The organism is Desulfitobacterium sp. PCE1, assembly GCF_000384015.1.
Taxonomy (GTDB): domain Bacteria; phylum Bacillota; class Desulfitobacteriia; order Desulfitobacteriales; family Desulfitobacteriaceae; genus Desulfitobacterium; species Desulfitobacterium dehalogenans.
The window spans coordinates 3,392,320-3,410,095 of sequence record NZ_KB913023.1; the positions used below are offsets into that span (position 1 = coordinate 3,392,320).

At 46.7% G+C, this 17,776-nt stretch carries 17 protein-coding genes; 1 reads left to right on the forward strand and 16 read right to left on the reverse strand.

Annotated elements, in window-relative coordinates; translation table 11 throughout:
• Positions 1-11 precede the first annotated feature (11 nt).
• The 8 genes from DESPCE1_RS0116955 to DESPCE1_RS0116990 all read right to left on the reverse strand — a co-directional run bounded on the left by DESPCE1_RS0116955 (position 12) and on the right by DESPCE1_RS0116990 (position 7,426).
• On the reverse strand, positions 12-896 hold the full coding sequence (locus tag DESPCE1_RS0116955) for a MoxR family ATPase (protein ID WP_019851110.1): 885 nt from the start codon (positions 894-896) through the stop codon (positions 12-14).
• Between the two features lie 160 nt (positions 897-1,056).
• Positions 1,057-1,431 carry a YlbF family regulator gene (locus tag DESPCE1_RS0116960; RefSeq protein ID WP_014795225.1) on the reverse strand — a complete coding sequence of 125 codons (375 nt, stop codon included), beginning with the start codon at positions 1,429-1,431 and terminating at the stop codon, positions 1,057-1,059.
• 67 nt (positions 1,432-1,498) lie between these two features.
• Positions 1,499-2,224 (reverse strand): hypothetical protein, encoded by a 726-nt coding sequence (locus DESPCE1_RS0116965; protein WP_019851111.1) that lies wholly within the window; start codon positions 2,222-2,224, stop codon positions 1,499-1,501.
• A 78-nt stretch (positions 2,225-2,302) separates the two neighbouring features.
• Positions 2,303-2,974: an HD-GYP domain-containing protein gene (locus DESPCE1_RS0116970; RefSeq protein WP_014795227.1), complete on the reverse strand. Its 672-nt coding sequence runs from the start codon at positions 2,972-2,974 to the stop codon at positions 2,303-2,305.
• Positions 2,975-3,049: 75 nt separating this feature from the next.
• Complete coding sequence (locus DESPCE1_RS0116975) at positions 3,050-3,808, reverse strand: histidinol-phosphatase HisJ family protein (RefSeq protein ID WP_014795228.1); 759 nt, start codon at positions 3,806-3,808, stop codon at positions 3,050-3,052.
• A gap of 15 nt (positions 3,809-3,823) precedes the next feature.
• Positions 3,824-5,149: a metallopeptidase TldD-related protein gene (locus DESPCE1_RS0116980; protein ID WP_019851112.1), complete on the reverse strand. Its 1,326-nt coding sequence runs from the start codon at positions 5,147-5,149 to the stop codon at positions 3,824-3,826.
• Positions 5,146-6,639 carry a TldD/PmbA family protein gene (locus DESPCE1_RS0116985; RefSeq protein ID WP_019851113.1) on the reverse strand — a complete coding sequence of 498 codons (1,494 nt, stop codon included), beginning with the start codon at positions 6,637-6,639 and terminating at the stop codon, positions 5,146-5,148. Before DESPCE1_RS0116985 ends, DESPCE1_RS0116980 begins: the two co-directional genes overlap by 4 nt.
• A 310-nt stretch (positions 6,640-6,949) precedes the next feature.
• Positions 6,950-7,426: a GNAT family N-acetyltransferase gene (locus DESPCE1_RS0116990; protein ID WP_019851114.1), complete on the reverse strand. Its 477-nt coding sequence runs from the start codon at positions 7,424-7,426 to the stop codon at positions 6,950-6,952.
• A 140-nt stretch (positions 7,427-7,566) separates the two neighbouring features.
• On the opposite strand from DESPCE1_RS0116990, the gene DESPCE1_RS0116995 reads away from it, so the two are divergent.
• A complete protein-coding gene (locus tag DESPCE1_RS0116995) occupies positions 7,567-8,484 on the forward strand; it encodes a Na/Pi symporter (protein ID WP_019851115.1) in 918 nt (305 codons plus the stop codon).
• Between the two features lie 740 nt (positions 8,485-9,224).
• Here the strand turns inward: DESPCE1_RS0116995 and mobB are convergent.
• From mobB to DESPCE1_RS0117040, 8 genes are all read right to left on the reverse strand, one after another.
• Positions 9,225-9,716, reverse strand: a complete 492-nt coding sequence (gene mobB / locus DESPCE1_RS0117000) for a molybdopterin-guanine dinucleotide biosynthesis protein B (protein WP_014795233.1) — start codon at positions 9,714-9,716, stop codon at positions 9,225-9,227.
• Complete coding sequence (gene glp / locus DESPCE1_RS0117005) at positions 9,717-10,931, reverse strand: gephyrin-like molybdotransferase Glp (RefSeq protein WP_019851116.1); 1,215 nt, start codon at positions 10,929-10,931, stop codon at positions 9,717-9,719.
• Between the two features lie 37 nt (positions 10,932-10,968).
• Complete coding sequence (locus tag DESPCE1_RS0117010; protein WP_014795235.1) at positions 10,969-12,747, reverse strand: DUF342 domain-containing protein; 1,779 nt, start codon at positions 12,745-12,747, stop codon at positions 10,969-10,971.
• 51 nt (positions 12,748-12,798) lie between these two features.
• Positions 12,799-14,019, reverse strand: coding sequence for an LCP family protein (locus tag DESPCE1_RS0117015; protein ID WP_019851117.1), 1,221 nt, complete (start codon positions 14,017-14,019; stop codon positions 12,799-12,801).
• Between the two features lie 617 nt (positions 14,020-14,636).
• On the reverse strand, positions 14,637-15,218 hold the full coding sequence (locus DESPCE1_RS0117025) for an adaptor protein MecA (RefSeq protein WP_014795238.1): 582 nt from the start codon (positions 15,216-15,218) through the stop codon (positions 14,637-14,639).
• 139 nt (positions 15,219-15,357) lie between these two features.
• Positions 15,358-16,461 (reverse strand): DUF362 domain-containing protein, encoded by a 1,104-nt coding sequence (locus DESPCE1_RS0117030; RefSeq protein WP_019851118.1) that lies wholly within the window; start codon positions 16,459-16,461, stop codon positions 15,358-15,360.
• Positions 16,451-16,960: a hypothetical protein gene (locus DESPCE1_RS0117035; RefSeq protein ID WP_019851119.1), complete on the reverse strand. Its 510-nt coding sequence runs from the start codon at positions 16,958-16,960 to the stop codon at positions 16,451-16,453. Before DESPCE1_RS0117035 ends, DESPCE1_RS0117030 begins: the two co-directional genes overlap by 11 nt.
• A gap of 173 nt (positions 16,961-17,133) precedes the next feature.
• A complete protein-coding gene (locus DESPCE1_RS0117040) occupies positions 17,134-17,733 on the reverse strand; it encodes an HD-GYP domain-containing protein (RefSeq protein WP_019851120.1) in 600 nt (199 codons plus the stop codon).
• Positions 17,734-17,776: the final 43 nt, after the last annotated feature.

Genomic DNA, 17,776 nt, shown 5'->3' on the forward strand with positions numbered 1-17,776 from the left:
AGGGCCCCTCCTTACATTCCTTTCGTCTCCCAAAGGAGCCGCTCTGCTCCCATCTCACGATAGAAAAGTTCCAGATCTTCCTTGCTTTTGAGAAGCAGATTCAGGGTAGCATCCACCCAGGTAGGGTCAAGGTCAGTTTTTCCCATGACCAATAAGGCTTTAGCCCAATCCATGGTCTCGGCAATGGAAGGAATTTTTTGCAAAGCCAGCTTTTCCCGAAGAATACTGACTGCCTTAGCCACTTGAAAGGCCAACTTATCCGGCAACTCCGGATATTTGGCACGAAGAATTCGAACTTCCTTCTCCACTGTGGGAGGATTGACATAGAGAAAAATACAGCGCCGTTTGAGAGCGTCAGATAATTCCCGTTCACCATTGGTAGTTAGAATCACAAAGGGACGCTTTCGGGCTCTGACCGTTCCCATTTCGGGAATAGTTACCTGGAATTCACCTAAGACTTCCAGTAAAAACGCCTCAAATTCTGCATCGGTCTTGTCGATCTCATCAATAAGCAGAATGGTAAGCTCATCGCTCATTAGCCCTTGCAAAAGGGGACGGGGCAAGAGATAATCCAGCCCAAATAAATCCTCTTCCTTTAGGCTCTCCTCTTTCATCTGAATTCTGAGCAGCTGTCTTTGGTAATTCCATTCATAAAGAGCTTTGTTCTCATCCAGCCCCTCATAGCATTGGAGACGAATGAGAGGAGCCGAAAACACCTGACTCAACACTTTTGCAATTTCCGTTTTTCCCACACCAGGGGGCCCGGCGACCAGAATTGGTTTTTCCAGTTGGGCGGCTAAATAGGCTGTAAGAGCGATTCGGTCCTCTTTCTCCGTTATATAGCCTTGTTTTGTCAATTCCTCTTCAAATTGATCCAGCGAAATATCCAATTTCATGAGTTCTCCTCCTCCATGTTCCTATCATAGCACGAAACCAACATTATGAAAATTCAGAAACTTCATCGTGAAACTTTTACTTTTAATTTGCCTTAGTGAAAAATCCGTAACTCCCCAAAGGAATTTACGGATTTTTATGATTCGCAATTAATCTTCTTTTTTAAGCCAATATTTGGGGTTGATCATTGTCATCAAAGCCTATGGGCAAGACATCGATGATGGCTTCTCCGATGATTTTCTGTACATCATTGATCATCCGTGATATACGAAATTCCGCCTCTAAGTACTCCCGAGCCGCCGGATTAAGACTTAATAAACTATATAAGCGCTCAAGCTCCTGCTGCTTACCCTGTGAAATGTCCAGTTGAAAAAGCTGTGCTTGTTGGATTTCAAATTGCTTCATCTGGAAATCGCGAATCATTTTGTATTGGCCTTCATCAGCTTTCATCGACTCTTTTGCGACTATAAAGTCACGATACTCATCGGATTCTTTGATTTGTAGAGCCAATTGCTGGGCTGTCTCATAAATAGACATCTTCCCAACCCCTCTCCTGTTCCTCTTTAACCTTAATATTCAATATTCCCCTTTTAAAATCCTGCGCCTAGCCATTAAAAGGGGCAGGATACTCCATGGGAAGGCTTTGGATAATGAGCTGCTCCAGCACTTCATAGGCCTTAAGGCGGCTGTAAGCCAGAAGATCATCCCATTTCCTTCTTTCGAATTCCCAGGGTGAATAGGCCGATACCCGGCTGGCAAATCCTATAGGACGCCCCCCGCCAAAAAGCTTTTCCAGCCTTCGGGCTGCCAAACTTACAGGACCATTGGGGCGAGCCGTACAAAAAATCGGCTCCAAACATAGTGCTGGTTTATCTTTGTAAGTCACTAGCAAACTTTGTTTATATAAGGGCTCTACCCCTACTCTTTCTCTTTGAACCTCTTCCCGCAAAAGAATAGGTTCCTGAACATCCCAAGCACCGAGCCCTCGCCAAAACTCCTTTTCAGCAACATAGTTTATCGGAGCTCGCAAAGCCATAGCTCCCATTTGTCGAGCAAATCGGGTGACCATCTCGGCGAATTCACGCTCAGCAGAATTCTTGACAGATAATCCCATCATGACGATTAATCGTTCCGAAGAACTAATCAGAAGCTCCCCCGCCTCTTCTTCTTCCCCCATGCGAAGAATCTGATATCCAGGGAGCAGCTGTAAGGAGGTTTTTATTTCCTTTCCCCGCTCCGTTAAAAACGCCCCCAAGGCTTCAGCCCAATCGGTCAGGCCTTCTTCATCCCAATCCCGCAAGGGATTTAAGGACAATTCCATCCACGGCATACACTCTCACCTATCCTGATCATATGTTTTCCATAGTTTGGCTTAGGATCAGGATTTCTATCCGAGAATTCACCGTGGCTAAAAATTCTTCTTTAATTCCTCATCGAACCATTCGTCGAGATTACCGGGAAGGACGGAAATGGTCTCCAAATAGTCCAATATTTTTTCACCCCAATAGGGATCAAAATGTATTCCTAACGCTGACCGCATCTCTTTAATAACTGCTCCGGGGTCCTGAGATTTATTTTTATGCCGGCGGACCTCAATATCCGTGACATAATGGTCAAAAACCCGCAGCCCCCGTGCCAATAGCGGTATCTCTGTGCCTTTCAGGCGATAGGGATAGCCGCCTCCGGAATAGTTCTCGTGATGGGATACCACTCCTTTAGCAATTCTCTCCCAGAAGCGATTGCCGGTCTTTTTATAATAGTCCATAACTATCTCTTCTGAGACGAGAGGATGCTCGATCATATAGCCCCATACCTTGAGCAGCATCTCCCGCTCGATGTCTTTTAGGCTTTCACCTGAAAGAAGTATTTCTTTGGGCCAGCGGATTTTGGAGATATCATGCAAAAGTCCTGCCGCTACAAATTCATTTCGAGTAACCCAAGCCTGCTTTACAAACTGCTTTCCTATGTCCACCTCCCCAAAGCGGCTCATAAGATAGCCTACCCTTAAGCTATGGTAATAGCTTATATCATCGACCCACGCCAAATCATTGAGAAGCTGTCGAATTTCATTACTGTACATACATGATTTCCTTTCTGCCATTCCGAAACAGGGGAGGCTCCTTGCCCCATTTCGCCCACTGCTGCCGATCGGTTTTCACAGCGGGTAATATTCCTTTTGTCCATGATTGAATCCGATTATATCTTTTATCCCCAGATTTTTCAGAAGTTGAGCGGCTCTCTCCAAATCACGTCCTACATATTCTGCTCCATGGGCATCTGAGCCCAGTGTCATGGGAATTCCCCGACGCTTAATCTCTTGAATTATTTTTACCTCAGGATAATATTCTCCTACCGGTTTATAACGTCCAGCCGTATTAAGCTCGATGACCAGTCCCTTTTTTTGAATCTGCTCCAATGCAGCATCTGCTAAACGAAGGATATCCGTCTGGGGCCGGACTCCAAAGAGTTTTATGAGATCGAAATGACCAATGGTGGTAAAGAGATCGCTGGCAGCCGCCATCTCTACCCAATGAAAATATTCCTTATACATCCTGTCCGGATCTTTCTGATGATGGACAGCTTCTTCCTCGGGAAAATCAAAAACCCATCCATTCATCTCATGAACAGAGCCAATGACAAAATCAAAAGGAAATTGCTCCAGAAGGTTTTTGATTTTGCCTTCATCCGACGGTCGATAATCCACTTCCAAGCCGATGGCAACCTTCAGATCAGGATACTCTTCAGCCACTTCCCGTATCAGTGGCAGATTCAGATCTTTATAATAATAGTCATGGTCTGCAAAGCCTATCTGTTTCAGGCCCATCCTCCGGGCTTGGTCCAGAAACTCCCGTATATTCCCGGCAGTTGCCAAGCGGTCTGCGTGGCCGGTAAGGTGTACGTGCATATCTAACATCCCTTGGTCCTCCGTTTAACTATTCTGAACCCCAGTCTTCACCACAAGATAAGGCTTCAGCTCAATCTCCGCTTTCCCCAGGATGGTCTCAGCACAAGCCAGATCCTTAAAAAAGTTCCCGTTGAGCTTCACATCCCTCTTGCCAACAATTTTTCCTTCCCGGATACGCAGGCTTTGCGGGGCACTGAGGGAATAATCCCCTGAGACACTGTTCTGGGTGTGCATCCCTAAGACTGAGAGGATAAGAATTCCATCGTCAATACGGTCAAGGACCTCTCCCCAGGGCTTCTCCCGAGAGGACTTAAGATAGAGACCTGAAGTTCCATAGGAAACACCGGTTGGAGGTGCTCCCCAAGCCTTTGCATCCTTCAGCCGCAGTATGGGGCTTTGCAGGCTTCCCTGCTGAATCAGTACCGTTTTCTTAGCCGGCACTCCCTCAGGTGTCAAAAGATAGGAACTCCATTCAAAGGGGCGAAGAGGATCCACATAGAGGCTCAAATCCTCATGAAAAATCATCTTATGATCTCTGAAATCTTCGACTTTAAAAGAACTTTGACCTTCCAGGATGCTTTGTCCCATAAGATTTGGGTAGATAAATTGTCCAAAGAGATCCCCTACAACGCTTGGCGAAAATACCACCACCGTTTGGTCATTAATCCCGAAGGACTCCTTCTGCAATGCCTCATAATAGCCAAGGGTCCGTTTCCAAAGTGTATCCCATTCTTCAGGACGAATCAGCCTGCGTTTAGCAAATCCTGTTCCGACCAAACTATCAAAAGAATAAGAAAGTGTATATTGGGACTGCTGGTAGCTGACAGCCAAGCCCTGGGAATTCCGATTGTGCCGATACCCCCAACCTGCTTGAAGACCGGCATTGAGATGAACTCCCGACGGAGTATCCCCTAACAGCCTGGCCAGTTGCTCGAATAGAATTCTATCCTCTCCAGCCAAGATCCTCTCTATTTCCCGATCCTCTACAGTAACTAATGGCAAAGGCTCGGGGGTTGGGATGTCTGCTCCCTCAGGATCTTCGTAAGAAGCCTGACGCCACTCCTCCAGCTGATTCTGCCAATATGCACTGCCCTCATGTGGGGGAGGGGCCTGAACCTGAGCCTGGGTCAATCGTCCATCTTCCCAGATAATATAGACTTCTCCACTCTCTCCCTGACGGTTGCTCGGAGGAGTATAGACACTGCCCGGTGAGTTTTCTTTAATTCCCAGGGATATGAGCTTGGCCTCTTGGACCATGAATCTCCAATCCCGGATTCTTAGTTCATCTTTTACGGGGGTCCTTTTTGCCTTTTGGAGGAATCCCTCAAGCTGTGTCACAAGTTTCATCATTGCTCTCCTCCCAAAGTAACATTTTCGTCCCGATCGAGAAGAAGATAGCGGTGACTTCCTCCGCTGGAGGGAACCGATTGTCCTCCTTTGCCGCATGTTCCAATCGCGTCATAGCATCCCCCGCCCACTCCTGCACGAATCGCTTGCAGAGCCGAGAGAATCTTGCCACTAAAAATGCTGGGCTGGTAGATGGCTAAATTGGGATCAGCAACATCGATGATTCCGTCACATTGGAAGACAAAATCACCGGTTTTAGGGTTAACCTGACCTCCCCGGTACCCTAAAAGCAAGAGATGCTTTCCTTCCTTTTGAAGTTCACCTGCCTCCATCAGAGTCCGGCGCACTTGGGAGACCTCTTCCATCAAACCGGAGGTATGGGCTAAGGGAAGAACATCATCCACCAGCAACCGGATATTGGTCATCCTTGGGAGAGGAATATGTCCATAGCTTTCCGCTCTCCCCGCCCCTGAGACAGGCATTCCAGCCTCTTGAGCAGAAAATATATCACCGAGGCCTGCTTGCAGCACACCATCTTTTACGATCTCAACGGTTTCCCGCACCAGACCATTAGCGGAAAAAGGCTGATAAGCCCAATCCCCCTCTAAGGGACCGTCGATAATATGTACACCGGGGCGAGCTACTTGCAGACCTTTCTTCAACTTCCCTTTTTCCCCCAGCACGGACTCCTTCATATGATCCGATTCCACAGCATGTCCAAAGGCTTCATGGGCTAATCCCTTTGCCAAGCCATAGTCAATAATCAAAGGATAATGTCCGCTTGGCAAATTCGGCGCCACACAAACCTTCTTGGCAAAATCCCCTCGTTCAATTCCTCTTTTCTCCAGGCTGGAATCTTCTTTTTCTAAAAGGAGAAGACCAGCATCCACGCCGCTTCGTTGAACAAGAGTGTTTTTAGCCCGTCCCTGCACCCTAACTGTCCCCTGGTGCATAAGCACTGCCCGTGGAACGACATAGGAGACTAAGGTTCCATCGGTTCGTCCGATACACCAGATATCCTCCACTTGACGATAACTGGTCTGCCAGGAGTTTTCTGAACTTCGGCTCAGCAAGCGCTTATGTAAAAACATAACCTGTTCTTGCAATTCTGTTAAAGAGAAATGGTCAAACTCCAGTTTGGCTGGATTTGGGCCTTCAGCTTTTAAAGGGGATGCGCTATAGATGGCGCGGTTTAATTCTGCTCCGAGCCTTGCGTTATGCTCAGCAAGAGAAATTGCCCGCTTCATTGCCTCCCTTCCGGCCTCCACCGTCAACGAATTCACTGAGGCAAATCCTGAGGCTCCTTCCGAAGTAAAGGCTTGGACCCCGATTCCGCTTTCTCTGGCGGTAGACACTCTTTCAAAACGCCCATTGTTAAGTCTTAGGGACCATTCACGCCTCGATTGGGCACGGATAATGCAATAACTACCTTCCTGGGCTTGAGTGTCATGCAGGATCTTTTGCACAATTTCTGATATTTCTTTCCGATCCACACTATTCCTCCATTAACAAACTTTTCTCTATTATACCACTCTCCTTCATGAACATAATCTTCATAATGATAATTCTGAGAAATACTTTTCTCTACCAGAAAATTTCAACCGGCATGTATATTGGCAAATTTCCTGGGAAACACTTTAAGTAGTCTCACGTTTTCCAATTATTTTTTATCCCCACTCCTCTCTTTTACTTCACTTGCGGCTCATGGTCGCAAGCTTTTTTTATTCTCAGTGCTATCGGGTTTTCTTTAGCAAAACCAGTAAAATGCAGGGAAGTCTAATAATTTCCCTGCATTTTTTCTGTTTAGTCCTTTAGAACCTTAACCATAAGCTTACGCTCTTCTGCAAAACCCAGGTTCTGATAAAGCCTTAAGGCCTGGACGTTGTGAGAACTTACTGCTAAACCAAGATATTGAATACCTTTCTCCCGGCAATAGGCTTCCGCTTCCTCCATCAAAACCTTTCCGATTCCATGGTTACGGTATTCTTCGAGAACTGCAATATCCATAACCCATCCCTGATGTAACCCCGTCAGCTCTTCCTGAGCATCTGGATAAAGGACCAAAAAGCCTGCCGGCTTTCCTGGGTCCATCTCGGCAATAAACACTTTGGAGTTACTTTGTTGGATCCATGTCCAAAAGTTTTTCAACATTTTTATTCGGTACTTCATTGTTTCTTCCATGGGCTGTTGACGCCATGGAGAAATATTCACAGGAATAACTTTCTTAGCCAATTCATACATAAATGGCCAATCCTTTACCGTCCCTTGGCGAATGAGCATACCATCACCCCTTGGGTTAATTTACGCTCCTACTGGAAGAGATGCTCCTGTTCTGGACCACGAAATTTACCCATATACTTTTAGGGAGCGCCTGTGCGGGGGCGGATGGAGGTAAGCTATAAAAGAAAGGAGAGGCCGCGATGTTGACCATTCTCCTTGCCTTAATCCTGGGACTTGCTTTTCTGCTTTATGGTATGCATATTCTGCGTTACGGACTTCAAGCCTTTGCCGGAGACACCTTCCGCGATCTTCTCCATCAAATGACCGCCACCCCCTGGCGGGGCTTCTGGAGCGGAACCCTTGCCACGGCTGCTCTTCAATCCAGTACTGCCCTGACAGTTATGGCCGTCTCTTTTGTGGATTCCGGCCTTATTTCCTTTCGAAACGCCTTAGGGTTGATTTTAGGAAGCAATATCGGCACAACCGTGACCACCCAGCTTCTGGCCCTACCCTTGGAACCCCTGATACCCTATGCCCTTTTGATTGGTGGGCTAGGCTATCTTTTCTTTCCCCATCGCTGGCGTTATCTTGCCCTCTCCTGCTTAGGTTTAGCTTTTCTCTTTCTTGCTTTAAATCTTTTGGAAAGCGGTATGGCTCCTTTAGCCGAGGTAGAGAGGGTGCAGGAATTACTCCATCAACTGGGAGATCATCACTTCCAAGGCATTATCGCAGGTACTCTGCTTTCCGCCGTCCTCCATTCCTCATCAGCCACCACCGGGATTGTCATGATTCTGGCTTCAGATGGTTGGATTACTCTTCCTACAGCCATTGCCTTCGTATTCGGAGCCAATATCGGCACCTGCTTTACAGCCGTCATAGCTTCATTAGCCACTAACCGGGCAGCCCAACGTGTAGCCCTTTTCCACGTCCTTTTAAACCTCTTCGGCGCACTTCTTTTCTTTCCCTTCCTAACACCTCTTGCTCTTTTTTTTCAATGGATCGGAGGACCTGTCAGCCTCCAGGTCGCCAATGCCCATACCCTTTTCAATGTGCTGTCTTCTCTCATTGCCATGCCTTTTCTGCCTCTGGCGGCTCGGCTTTTGGAGCGGATACGCTAAATCTCCAGGATTTTGCTTTACACCGGTCGCTCCATAAGCTGCGCGGACAAAACTAACGCTCAAGCTCTCCGCTCCGTCGGGTCCCCGCCCAAATCGCTCCTCGAAAGCACTGCTTTCGCACTTGTTCTCAATGGGCGGTTGGAAACGTCCTGTTTCCAACCCGACTCCGCTGCGTGCTTTTCGCGAAGTTTTGTTTCCGCTCGCTTAAATTCGCTTCCTTTTGTAAAGCAAAATCCTTGGGCTGTTTTTCGGGTTTGAGCAAGCGGGACGTTGTGGGAGATGTGGGGCAAGTCGCCTGACCCGAGCCGCTTTTTCCGTCTTTACCGACGCCGCTTGAGCGGCAGGGTCGGCTACCTTAAGAAGGACCCTGAAGATGACCCTAGGAATTCCTCACAAAAGGCCCCAGGACCCAAAACAGTGCTGAAAGGAGGCCCGCAAGCGTAGCTTTACGCACAAAAGCGAACGGATTTAGCGGAGGGGCGGTCTTGTCAACGAGGCTTTCTTAACTTAGACGAGCCACCGGTTAGCATGCAGAAAACAGCGGGGTTTGGCTCGGCTGTTAAGAAAGCGAGTGGACCAGCCCCGGAGCTATGGAGTGAGCGTTGTGCGTATAGCTACACGACCTGCGCCTACTCTGCATTCAGCTACACGACCTCTGCGAGCCTTTTCCCCCTCTGCCGACGCCTCTTGAGCGGCATGGTCAGCCCCTCCAAAAAAAGTGAGACAGGACCTTCCCTGTCTCACTTTAATCCATATTTACTTGCCAGAAAATCACAGATTCCCCGGGCATCATCCAAGTCGAAGCAAGGTACCCCCAGCTCAAATTGGACGTCACTGGCAATGGCGATCAGCTGCTCCGGCTTGGATAGGAGCTCCTGATGGACCTCTGAGCGAAAAACCTCTATCCGAGGCTGATTCCCGTGCTTATACCCCTCAGTAAAAATGAGATCTACATTATTTATGCGCTCCAGTACTTGCGCCAAGGTCTGCTCCTCTTGGACTTTTTCAAGGATAGCCATTTTTTCCGGGGACGATATGGCGACCACATCCGCCCCTGCCTGGGCAAACCGCCAAGTATCTTTCCCCGGCTTATCCATCTCAAATCCATGAACATCATGCTTAACTGCGGCAACTCTCCAGCCCCGGTTTTTGGCTTCTTTTAAGAGCTTAACCAGCAAGGTGGTTTTACCTGAGTTCGAGCGTTGCCCGACGATCGATACCACTGGAATCATTTAATCTTCCTCCCATGAAGCAATCCAGCGGCCTTGCAGGCGCTCGCCCTTTTGAACCGGTCCATGTCCACCAGGAACATCCACCAGGAGATGGCTTCCCCTCATTGAGCGGAGGACGCCGGAACCTTGAGCAAAGCTGGGATCCGCCCATATCTCCCCGTTGCGAAAGACAGCCCGAGCCCGTAAGAATCTTCTCTGTTTGCCGGATTTCCCAAAATCACCGTCCATATAGACGGGAAAAACCCGTTCATGAGATGTTCTGCCCATAAGTTTGCGCAGGGCAGGGCGGACTAAGAGTTCGTAATTCACTACCGCCGCCGCGGGATTTCCCGATAAAGAGAAATATAGCCTTTCCCCCTTGACTCCAAGGGCCACAGGGGTTCCAGGTTTAAAGTTAACCTTCCAGAAGAGGAGTTCACAGCCCACACCTGCCAAGGCATCGCGGATGAGATCGTATTCGCCCACTGAAGCTCCTCCGGTAGTAACCACAAGATCCGTGTCTTCCAAAGTCTTTAAAGCCTCAATGGTCTCCCCCAAATCATCCTCCACAAAGGGGGCTACCTTCACCTCACATCCCGCTTCCAGGAGAAGGCCTTTGAGGGTATAAGTATTGCTGTTATAGATTTTCCCTGGAGGCAATGGACTGCCCACATCCCGGAGCTCTGAGCCCGTGGACAGAATTCCTACTTTGGGACGGCGATACACTTCAACCGCCTCAACACCTAAGGAAGCTAATAACCCTACGGCGGCAGGAGAAAGGTAGTCCCCTACTTTTAAAACGATATCACCGCATTTTGTTTCTTCCCCTTGATAGACTACATTGGCTTGAGGGGCAACAGGTTGATTGATTCTCACTCGGTCTCCCAGGCGTTCCGTATCTTCCTGTTTTACCACGCAATTCGCACCCTTAGGAAGTGGTGACCCGGTAAAAATCCGGGCACATTCCCCAAGCTGAATTTCCCGCTCAGACCATGTCCCGGCAGGAATCTCACTGACGATATTGAGGGTCAAGGGAGCTTTGTCTGTTGGCTGAGCGCAATAAGCATACCCATCCAAGGGAGAACGATCGAAAGGCGGCATATCCATTGGCGCTTGAACATCAGCTGCTATCACTCGGTTATAGGCCTGTCCTAAACCCACTTTTTCAACCCCAAGGGCCTTTACCCGCTGGAGGACAACCTCCAAGGCCCGTTCCAGAGAAATCATTGTTTCCATAACTTCCACCCCTTTTAGAGATTCCATCCGTGGCATTTTAACCCTTTAACCGCTCAATTTCCACCCTGCCATGCTCACGGTAAATCTCGAGGGATTTATAAGGCTCGTCAATAGTTATGATCTCCTTATCCACAACAATAACTACATTAGCATAACAATAGCCCACTTTTAACCGTTTAGTTCCTGGGAATTGTACGGTCGTAGCAGTAATTCCGGATCCTCCCAGTTCTTTGATTTCAACATTCCCTCCGGAAATAATCCTTCCCCCCCGACAAACCCCTTCGATACTAATGTCCCCGGCGGCTTGAATAATCGAGTTGTAGGTTCCTTTTCTGCAGAAAAAATTACCCGCACACTCAATTAAAGCACCTTGAACATAGTCCACATGACATTCAAGCTTTTCCGGAACATCCAGGGTAATATTACCGATGATTTGTTCTAAAGCCTGACTTACTCGTCCAAGAAGAGGAAGAGCTTGAGGGTCAAGAGGCCCTAAACCGCTTAAAAAATGCTTGGCCGTGCGAACAGAAATGATTAAATCTTGCTGAATCAGTTCATCCTTGGTGGATAAAAGGAATTTTTCAAGTTCGTTAGCCATCTTGGGCAAATCAGGGAACCTGCGTTCAATAATCAATTTGAGACACTGACCCGCCTTCAAATTCCTGCCATGAGGTGAATTAACAAAATCATCCGTAATCATTAAACAAGCTAATAAATCATCATGAAGGGCTTGTAAATCATGAAGAAGCTTGGAGCGGACCACATATCGCGCTCCAACGACCAGCTTGCCCGCCAAAGCATTGCGATAAATGAACAGTCCCTTCTCTGCCCGAATCTCTGCCCGGGAGGTGGAGCCACGAATTTCCACCTTTCCCCCGGAGAAAATATGCAGCCCATCATGGACATCTCCTGAAATAAATACATCCCCCGGAAATTCAATACTGCCCACAGCCAAATCCACATCCTGATTCAGAACATAAGCGGGCTCCACGCCAAAAGTCAGTTCATCCATGCGAAGTGGTAATCCAGGCGCCGTGGCCAGAACTTCCAGCCCATCCTCCGATAATCGGACATTCTTTTTCAGTTTAAATTGAAAATCCTTAGGCCTTGGTGGCGGTATCTCCTGCCCTCTTACATTCTTCCCCGGAACCCCCGGTACACCAGGAATTTTCCTGGCTAAAGCCTGCCCTTCATGAACTAATTTTAACTTTGATGCAAAATAGTCAACCCGCTGTTCTTCTTTGACTTCGGGTTTTTTGCTCTCTAACAAGTCAATCAGCCGCGCGTCAACAGATAAGGTAGGCGGCTTCCCTTGGGCAATGACCACTTCTCCTCTTCCTTGCACCTTAGAAATGCTCTGCCATACCCCCGGCAAAACCCCATAAACGATCCCTTGAGCCAGGAGGTCTCCCTGGAGCTTCGTTTGATCCCAGTATATGCCTTGGGGCTTGCCATCCTGCCAGATCAGGAGGTCCTGCAAGCGAAGGGTAATGCTATCGGGGAGGGTCTCTGGAAGAGCATAGAATCCTGGCTCCAGATGACTCACCTTAGCGACCGCACTCAATCCTTGGTCCCGAACTTCGATCTCCCAAGTCAACTCTCCCTGAAAGAACTTCGGATAAAACTCAAGGATGTCACCGTCATCCACTTTAAAAGCAGTTTCTTGACTTTCGCCTTTATGGTAAAGCATACCCCCTTGGGGAAAAGGCACAACAAATTTGACAGAATCTCCTACTCTGATGAGAAATTTATTGTCTTCTGGTTTCCAGAAGACGGGGCAGACATTCGATGGATAATTATCTGTTATATCCGACATATCCGTCACCTCACTCATCCTTTAAGATTTTTTCCTCACTATCTTTGCGACCTATTCCTGTGTTGAATTATGACCTGATCCCCCTGGTGCTTTGGGTTCTTCAGGTATTCCTGATTGTTCTCCCGAACCTTCTCCTGATTCAACTCCCGGTTTCTTTCCGGATGCATCATCTATACCGTCATCCACGGGCTTCTCAGCCTCATTATCAGGGTTGGTTTCGTGATAATCGGGAGACTCCTGTCCATTCGGATCATTAGCATTTCCCGGCACTTGGGGCAAAGGGGGCTCTTTGCCGGGTTCTTTACTGGGTTCTATAGGTTTAAGCAAGTCGATAATCGTGTCCCCGATGACCTTATCCGTAGTGATGCCCCGAAGAAGATTGCTAACCACCTCTCTCACTTCTTCAGGATCCACATCCCAATAACTGATACCATTCATATCATGGAAACTCCCCGGTAAGGTCTGAGTGTGGATTTCCACATCTTTAAATTTAACAGCGGTCTTGGCAATCTTAAGCATATCTCCTAACTGAAGGTTAGTATTGACTGCTTCATTCAACTGTGGAATAAGCCAAGGCAGCTTGGGCAGGGTGCTCAGCTTGAGCATTTCCCCGGCTACAGCCTTGAGAACAACCTGCTGCCGGGCGGTGCGTGAGATATCTCCTAAGGCATCATTGCGGAAACGTGCGTACTGCAAAGCCTTGGAGCCATCCAATTTCTGAAGACCTTTTTTTAGATTAATATAGCCGTCTTCATCATCTCCGGTCTCATAATACATATTCTTCTCTACATCCACGGTGATTCCGCCTAGAGTATCGATAATTTTCTTGAAACCATTAAAATTCGTTTGAATATAGCCGGAGATAGGTATGCCTACCAGATCGGAAACCACATCCACCAGGTTTTCCAAATCCGTCAAAGGTGCTACCCCATTAATCTTAATATCTTTGTGCCCTGGTATAGAAACACGAGTATCGCGAGGAATGGACAACAAACTGACCCGAGCGCTTTTGGGATCAATCGTAGCCAGTATGATCGTGTCAGTATTGAATGATTTTTCTCCGGGACGCTGATCTGCACCAATTAAAAGGACACTGATACGATTTTTAAGCTCCTCTTCCGTCAGCGCTTGATTACCTGGCAGGGGTTTCGATTTGGACATGCTGAATTCACTGAAGCCAAGAAGGATTCCTCCTACGAGTAGTACCATAACCACTAGGGCTAAACCTAATCTCCTGAAAGCCGATTTTTTGAAAGCAGATTTTTTTTGCACAATATCACTCCACAAGTAGTTAATAAAAAAATCTCATCTTACAACTTATTATACCTTTTATTCGGCATTATTGGACTGATTTTTTCAAATACTTTAATCCCTTGATCCTTGAACAATTGTTTTAACCAGGCTTTGTACTCTTATTTCCTGTCCTTTACTCATAGCAAACACTATCTATTTCCCGACCGAATCTCTAATAATCTTCCCGCAGGCTTTTTAGGATTTCGACACCCGATATAGCATATTATAGCAATATCGTTAAACAGGAGGTACGAGTATTAATGCATTCTAGTCTTCTGCCACTTCAAAATACCAAAGAACAAAAAAACAATCCCAATCAAGGGGCACTCCTCTTCTTTGATACCTTTAAGCGCCAAAAAGAAGTTCAGCACTGTATTTTCTGTAACGCTACATCTCCCTTACAAAATTTCAAAGGAAAAGCTGTCTGTTCCCATTGCTTGCAGAATATTCCTGAATTATTTTCAATACATTCCCATTATGTCACATAATTTACCCTTAGAAAAGTCATTAACAACTTTATGCTTAAATCCGATTAGAATTACATAGGATGTGCATGGAAAAAGGAAGTCCCCAGACTTCCTTTTATACATTACAAATTAAAACTTAAAATGGGTTTTTAAGGTTTGCAGAGCGCGCTCTTTCAATATAACTTTTCCGTGCTCTTCCAGGAAGAGCTTAGCTACATCCACAAGCTCGCCATACTCGTCAAATAAAGCCTCTGCCACTTGTTTTTTCTTACCCGTACCCAGATGACTGACCGTAAGATAATATTCCCCATCAAATTCAAAAAGGCTGGAACGCACACGGGAAAAATCGGGAATACGCTGAACAACAGCTAAAACATCCTCAATATCGGCAAATGCATACACCCACTCCATCACCTTGGAACGACTTGGTCGTTTGTTTTCCTTTTCTTTTGTTGAGGTCTCTGCTGTATCTTCTTGTTTGATTACAGTAATCACGAATTCTTCATTGGATGACGCCGTGGCCTGTATCCAAAAGGGCTGATCCAGGTTAAACTCCACTTCTTCCCTTGCCTGAGAGATTAACTCCCAAAACAGCTGCTCACTTCTTTGCGAACGTTGAAATAAATCTGCCATAGTAATATCTCTGTCGGCAAGTTCGGCAAAGGAGATGAAGATGCGGATTGTATTTTCATTGACTTTTTGAATACGCATTACCCCACCTCTCCTTTCCAGTCTTATCACTAGTTTATTTCTTATGATATCATATTACGACACTTCTGTGTTGCTAAAAGGCGAGAATATTTTGTAGATTTTTACAAGTATTGGGTAGTTCTGCCTGCAGTCTTTGCATTTAATCCAATGTAATAAGCTTGTATTGACGTGACCCTAAGCCTATCCTTTCTCCGTACTCCAGTTGAACAGACCAATCCACTTCGGGATGAATCACGCGGAACTTGTCTGTCTCATGATGACGCTCACCCAAAACAGAATGGGGATTCCCATGAGCTTGGTTCACAAGGTCAACGGCCGCTTGATCGATAGCTACAGGGTCATTGGAAGCAAGTATACCGATATCCTGAACGATGGGGACATCATTCCAGCTCACGCAATCGCATAGGGGTGAGACATTATTAACAAAGGTAATGAACCCCGTCTTTCCTTCCTTCCCTTTTAAGGCACCCACTGTATACTCTACAATCTTCTCCTGGATCACATCCGGTGTCGTCTTCCAATTGACAGCGATGGCTTTGAAGGTACAGGTAACTGCACATTCCCCACAACCGATACAAAGATTGGCGTCGATCCGGGCTTTGCTTTCGACGGTAATAGCGGAGGCAGGGCACCAGTTTCTGCACTTTCCACAAGCTGTACAGCGCTCCTCATTGACTTTAGGCAGGATATCCGAATGTTGTTGTTGTTTACCGGCCCGGCTGCCCAACCCCATCCCAAGATTTTTCAATGTTCCCCCAAAGCCTGTGGCTTCATGGCCTTTAAAGTGAGAGACAGCAATGAGGGCATCCGCATGGACCGCAGCGCTCCCGATCTTAACCTCTTGAAAATGCTTCAAATTCACAGGTACCGATACATAGTCTTTCCCGTTCAGTCCATCGGCAATCACCAGGGGGGCCCCCACTACAGAATAATCAAAGCCGTTTTCTATGGCTGTTTCCAAATGGTCAACGGCATTGGACCGGGATCCTACATAGAGAGTGTTGGCATCGGTTAAAAATGGGCGGCCGCCTCTTTTTTTAACCTGATCCACGACTCTCCGCATAAACTGTGGTCTGATATAAGCTAAATTACCCCGTTCTCCAAAATGCACCTTGATGGCGACCATGTCATTCTTCTCAATTCCTTGCAAGATTCCTGACCGATTGATTAGCTTTTCGAGTTTAGTCAGCAGGCTTTGACCCTGATTGATTTTCATACTGGTAAAGTAGACTTCAGATATCATAATCCCCCTCCATTCTTTTGACTGGATTCAGCAGCTTTTTTTCATTCTCATCCTCATCGGGCGGAAGGATTTCGCAGGATATCACCTGCATACGATGGGGGAGAAAAGTCACATTTACTCTTTGACCGGTTTTCAGCTCTTGGTATGTATAAGGATCTAAATGGAATACCTCTCTTCCTGAATCCCATTCAATCTCAACATTATAGGGATAACGGCTGTTGGAAACCATGCTCTTCCCTTGTATCTCCCCCTGCACCTGAACAGGCTTAGCAAACCAATCCGGCTCGCTGGTATTGAAGATGAGAAGATAAGTCCCGAAGATGAGGAGCCACCCTATACCTTTGAACGCCAGCATCCATTTATCCAGGGGTCGTAACGGATTCTGTGCCTTGGCATAGACCTTCCAAGTATATTGAATTAAGATAAATAAGCCCAGCACAAGAATCCCTAAAGCCTCAATCCACGTCGTCTTCCATAAATACTGATAATAATTTACCATTGTTCCCCCTACGACAGAAAGTTCTTCCATTAGAGTTATTATAAATTCTCTTTCATTTAAGGTCAAACAATACTTCTTATCCGATTATTGTCGTGCAAAAAAACCGATCATTGATATGATCGGTTTTTCACTAGTTAAAGCCTATGAACTTCATATTTCACTCTATATTTTTCTTATCGGACTCTCTCTCTTTCACCCACGACAACTTTATTAATGAAGATATGTACCAGATCAGGATCAAATTGCGTTCCTGCATTGCGTCTCAATTCTTCAATGGCTTTACGTTTTGATAAGGGCTTCCGATAGCTGCGTGAACTGGTCATAGCGTCATATGTATCTGCGATGGAGATTATCCTGGTCAAGAAGGGGATTTCTTCCCCTTTTAGTCCTCGGGGATAACCTCTCCCATCCCAGCGCTCATGATGTGCCAGAATAAGCGGTGCTGTGACTTCCATATCCCCAAAAGCACAAAGTATGTCAAAACCTTTCCCGGGGTGGCCTTTGACCTCCACCCATTCCTCTTCATTGAGCTGACCCGGTTTATCAATAATACTGGAATCAATGAAGGCTTTGCCAATATCATGGAGCAGAGCCGCTTTTTCCAGCTGGGCAGCTTCTTCTTCACTTAATTCTAAAACTCGCCCCATACTTTGGCATAAGGAGGACACCCGTTGAGAATGTCTTTTTAGGCTGTGATTTTTTGACAGATAACGATTTAGAATCCATGGGGTAGACTGACATTCCTCACTTAATTCAATCCACTCTGCTTTCATCCCTTTTCCTCCTTTATGTTCATTTTGAAGGAAAATCTTGCTT